The organism is Microbacterium sp. HMWF026 (assembly GCF_003061325.1).
In the GTDB taxonomy this organism is placed as follows: Bacteria; Actinomycetota; Actinomycetes; order Actinomycetales; family Microbacteriaceae; genus Microbacterium; species Microbacterium testaceum_E.
Window position 1 is genome coordinate 1 of sequence record NZ_QAJB01000138.1, and the last position, 4651, is coordinate 4651.

Annotated in this window: 4 protein-coding genes and 1 pseudogene; all 5 read right to left on the reverse strand. The window is 73.9% G+C overall.

Annotated features, from left to right (window positions below; translation table 11 throughout):
- A partial coding sequence (locus DBR36_RS06100; protein ID WP_146185250.1) for an alpha/beta fold hydrolase occupies positions 1–856 on the reverse strand: 856 nt, incomplete at its 3' end.
- The gene (locus DBR36_RS06105; RefSeq protein ID WP_108318027.1) at positions 853–1875 is read right to left on the reverse strand and encodes a 3-oxoacyl-ACP synthase III; all 1023 of its coding nucleotides are present in this window, start codon (positions 1873–1875) and stop codon (positions 853–855) included. The genes DBR36_RS06100 and DBR36_RS06105, both read right to left, overlap by 4 nt.
- A gap of 125 nt (positions 1876–2000) precedes the next feature.
- Complete coding sequence (locus DBR36_RS06110; protein WP_108318028.1) at positions 2001–3302, reverse strand: DUF58 domain-containing protein; 1302 nt, start codon at positions 3300–3302, stop codon at positions 2001–2003.
- Positions 3302–4330 (reverse strand): AAA family ATPase, encoded by a 1029-nt coding sequence (locus tag DBR36_RS06115; RefSeq protein ID WP_375136060.1) that lies wholly within the window; start codon positions 4328–4330, stop codon positions 3302–3304. The genes DBR36_RS06110 and DBR36_RS06115 overlap by 1 nt, the downstream gene beginning before the upstream one ends.
- Positions 4327–4651: pseudogene (locus tag DBR36_RS17600) on the reverse strand (DUF4350 domain-containing protein); the annotation flags it as partial. The pseudogene DBR36_RS17600 and the gene DBR36_RS06115, both read right to left, overlap by 4 nt.

Consider the following 4651-nt stretch of genomic DNA (forward strand, 5'->3'; position numbering starts at 1 on the left):
CGGTGAGGTCGTCGAGGTGATCCTCGCCGAAGACGGGGTCCTTCGGTCCGCGCAGCAGCAGGGCGGGCACCGTCAGCTCGCGCAGCCCCGCCGACATGCGGTGCAGCGCCGGCGTGCTCTCGTGCTCGGGGGTCGCGGGGATGTCGGCGACGAACCCGCCGATCCCGCGCCGGCGCGCCACGGTCGCGTACGGGCTGCGGAACGCCGCGCGCACGGCCGGGTCGAGGTCGGCGAGGGCCAGGGTGACGTCGAGGAAGGCGGTCGTACCCGTCGTGCCGGCGGCGAGCATGCCCCGCGCCGTCGCCACGCGCAGCGCGAACGGCAGCCGAGCGCCCTCGGGGTGGTGCACGGCGGTGTTGAGCGCCATGACCGCTGCCAGACGCTCGCGGTTCTCGACGGCCCAGCCGAGCGAGACGGGTCCGCCCCAGTCGTGCCCGAGCGTGACGATCGGACCCGGGATGCCGAGCTCGGCGATGAGCGCGTCCAGGTCGGCGATCCGCTGCGCGAGCGTCCGGCGCAGGGGAGTGCGCTCCGAGAAGCCCATCTCGAGCTGGTCGACGGCGACGACGCGCCATGCGGGGCGGCCCGCGTCGGCGCGGGCGAGCGAGGCGGTGACGAGGGCGCGCCACAGGTACGACCACGTCGGATTGCCGTGCACCGCGACGATGGTGCCCACCGGCTCGACGCCGCGGCGGTCCAGGGCGTCACCGGTGTCGAGGATGTGCCACGTGCGTGTCGCCCCGGTGTCCGCGAGCACGCCGTCGACGGCGACCAGTCGCGAGAGCGATGGATCGAGACCGGGCAGCCCCGAGGGGGGAAGGGTGGCCTGCGGGCCCGTCACGCGCGGACGGCTCACCAGGCCAGCTCCAGCATGCCGGTGTTCAAGCCGGAGCCCACTCCCATCAGCAGGACGCGATCGCCCCGGCGCAGCGTCTTCTGCTCGGCCGCGAGGGTGATCGGAATGGATGCCGGACCCACGTTGCCCAGGTGCGGGTAGGTGACCGGGACGCGCTCGCGGTCGAGCTTGGCCGCGCGCACGATCGCCGAGGTGTGCACCGACGAGACCTGGTGGGTGACGTAGCGGTCCATGCCCGTCCACGAGAACTCGTCCTTGGCCTCTCTCCACGCCGAGACGACGAGGTCGAGACCGCCCTTGAGCAGGGCTTTCGCGTCGGTGAACATGCCGTCGACGCTTCCCACGCACAGGTCGTAGAACTGCGTCGCCGCGCGGGTCACGCCGCCCACGATGCGGTGCCCTTCGGGGTGGTCGCTCGCGCGGCCCAGGACGGCCGCGGCGGCGCCGGAGCCGAGCGTCAGCGAGGCGAACTCCTGCATGAACGCGTCGCGGTCGAGGTCTTCGCGCACGAGACGGTTGATCGTGTTGACCTGGATCTCGTCGGCATCCTCGCCGTTGACGATGAGGGCGTACTTGACCTGGCCCGACTCGATCATGCCGGCGGCCAGACTCATGCCGTTGATGAAGCCCAGGCAGGCGTTGGCGACGTCGAAGTTGATCGCCGAGCTGGGAAGGCCGAGGCCGTGGTGCAGGCGCACCGCCACCGAGGGTTCGAGGTGCTTGCGCGTGACCGACGTGTTGATGATCAGGCCGATCTCGCTCGGGTCGACGCCGGCCTCGGCGAGGGCCTGCTTGCCGGCGGCGATCGTCGCCTCGTCCGAGGACTCGCCCTCGGCCCAGTTGCGGCGTTCATTCACCCCCGCCACGCGGCGCAGCAGCCCCGGCTTGAGCTTGAGGCGCTTGAGCGCGGGAGCCAGACGCTCCTCGATGTCGTCCGACGTCGTGACGCGGCTGGGCAGGACGCTCGCCACCGATACGAGGGCCACATCGTCGAAGTGCGTGGTGGCGTTACCTGGCAAGAGAGCTCCCGCATCCTGTGCGTAGACGGCGAGGCCGCGCGCGGAGGGGACACGCTGACGGCTGGAAGGGTACCCCCCAGGATAAGCCGCGACGTATGTCGCGGGCTGCATGAGGGCTGGACGTGCTAAAGGCGGCCCGCTGCCTTGAGCGCCAGATAGCGGTCGGCGACCAGCGGGGGGAGGTCGTCGGCGGAGGCGGACACCGCGTCGCCGCCGGCCCGCACGACCGCGTCGCGCACGCGTTCGGCATCGTGGCGCGCGCGTTCAATCGCCGCGGCGGCGTACACGTCCGCGGCGTCGCGGTGGGCGGGGACCTCGCCGGGACCGTCCGTGGCCGTGGCCACGAGCAGGCGCGAGCGCTGGGCCACGGCGGGGAGGGCGGCGAGGAAGCCGCGCGCCGCCTCGGGGTCATCGGCGGCGGTGAGCAGCACGACGAGCGCCGGACGCACCGACAGGCCGCGCACCTGGGCGAGGGCGGCGTCCCAGTCGGTGTCGATGAGCTGCGCATCGACCGGGGCCATGGCATCCACCAGGGCGGGAAGCAGCTGCGACCCCTCCACCCGGGTGACGCGAGCCCGCGTGATGCGGTCGAACATGAGCAGGTGCACGTGGTCGCCCGCGCGTGCGGCCAGCACCGACAGCAGCAGCGCCGCCTCCATCGCGGCGTCCAGCCGGACGCCGTCGCCGACCCGCGCGGCGGCCGTGCGTCCGGTGTCGATGACGATCACGACGTGGCGGTCGCGCTCGGGCCGCCAGGTGCGCAGCATAGTCGTGCCCGCGCGGGCGGTCGCGCGCCAGTCGATCGAGCGCACGTCGTCTCCGCGCACGTACTCGCGCAGGCTGTCGAACTCGGTGCCCTGACCGCGCACCTGCAGCGTCGTGTTGCCGTCGAGTTCGCGCAGGCGCGCGAGGCGCGACGGCAGATGACGACGCGAGGTGAACGGGGGCAGCACCCGCAGCCGCGCGGGCGCGTCGACGCGGGCCTGCCGTCCGGCCAGTCGCAGGGGACCGGCGGCGCGGATCACGACGAACGCGCTGCGCAGCTCGCCGCGTCGCCGGGGCAGCAGCGGCAGGGGGGCGCCCCTCCGTTCGCCGGGCGGCACGACGACGTTCTGCCGCGCGGACGGCGCTCCCGCGGTGGGCTGCCAGGCGTCGCGGATGCTCGCGCGCAGCAGGCGGCGACCGAGGTTGCGCACGCGGATCTCGCCCGCGACCGGCTCGTCGCGCAGCGCGCGGTCGGGGTGCGTGCGGGTGATCTCGACGCGGCGCGGATCGGCGGCGAGAGCGACGTCGAGACCCGTCAGGACCGCGCACAGCAGCACCCACCCGCCCGCGACGCCCCACGCGGGCGCGCCGCCGCTCGTGAACAGCACGAGCGGGATGACGCCGAGGGCGACGAGCAGGACGAGGCGGCCGGTGACGAACATCAGATCGGTACGCGGGTCTGCTGCAGCACCGAGGTGAGGATGGCATCCACCGAGACGCCCTCGATCTCGGCCTCGGGACGCAGGCGGATGCGGTGGCGCCACACGGGCACCAGCATGGTCTGCACGTGGTCGGGGGTGATCGCGGGGTAGCCGCCGAGCCAGGCCCACGCCTTGGCCGCGGCGAGCAGACCGGTCGTCGCGCGCGGGCTCACCCCGAGCAGCACCGACGGGCTCTGCCGGGTCGCCCGGGCGAGGTCGACGACGTAGCCGAGCAGGTCGTCGTCCACGGCGACCGAGGCCGCGGCCCGCTGCGCAGAGAGGATCTCGGATGCCGTGACCTGCGGCTCGACTCCGGCCTCGGCGAGGCGGCGCGGGTCGAAGCCGTTCGCGTGCCGACGCAGCACGTCGACCTCGGCGTCGCGACCGGGCAGCTCCACGACGAGCTTGAGCAGGAAACGGTCCAGCTGCGCCTCGGGAAGGGTGTAGGTGCCCTCGTGCTCGATGGGGTTCTGGGTCGCCGCGACAAGGAAGGGGTCGGGCAGGGGCCGGCTCTCGCCGTCGGACGAGACCTGGCGCTCCTCCATGGCCTCGAGCAGGGCCGCCTGGGTCTTCGGCGGCGTGCGGTTGATCTCATCGGCGAGCAGCACGTGGGTGAAGACCGGGCCCGCCCGGAACTCGAAGCCGCCGGCACGGGCGTCGTAGACGAGGGATCCGGTGACGTCCCCGGGCATGAGGTCGGGGGTGAACTGCACGCGTCGCGTGTCGAGGCCGAGGGCGCGGCTGAACGAGCGCACCAGCAGCGTCTTGGCGACGCCGGGGACGCCCTCGAGCAGGACGTGTCCGCGCGAGAGCAGCGCGATCAGCAGCCCCGTGATGGTGCCGTCCTGACCGACCACCGCCTTGCCCACCTCGAGACGCACGCGGTGCATCGCGTCGCGGAGCGCGGCGTGGTCGTGAGAGTCCGCGGCGCTCGGGCGCTGATCGGTCGCGGGTGCGGGCCAGGCCGGGGTGTCGGGGGTGTCGGTCATCGGAGGGTCCCTTCGGTTCGGACGGCGGCGCGCACGCTCGCCTCGAGATCGCGGAGTCGGTCGGCGGCCGCGACGAGGTCGCGGTCGGTGGCGGGCCGGTCGTCGACGAGGATGCCGCGGACGCGCGCGCGGTCGGCGCCGAGGCGCTCCGCGACGGCGTCGGCGGTGTCGCCGGGGGAGGTGCGGGGCGCGAGGCCGAGCAGGCGCCCGATGCGAGCCCGCGCAGCCCGTCGCAGTTCGTCGAGGGCGTGCACCGCGTCGCCCGAGGCGGTGTAGAGGCGCGCGCGACCCTCGGTGGTCTCGGTGGCGCGCACCGTGACC

Coding starts and splice junctions, on each gene's coding strand:
- DBR36_RS06110 (WP_108318028.1), bottom strand. CDS start 3,302: ATGTTCGTCACCGGCCGCCTCGTCCTGCTCGTCGCCCTCGGCGTCATC.
- DBR36_RS06115 (WP_375136060.1), bottom strand. CDS start 4,330: ATGACCGACACCCCCGACACCCCGGCCTGGCCCGCACCCGCGACCGAT.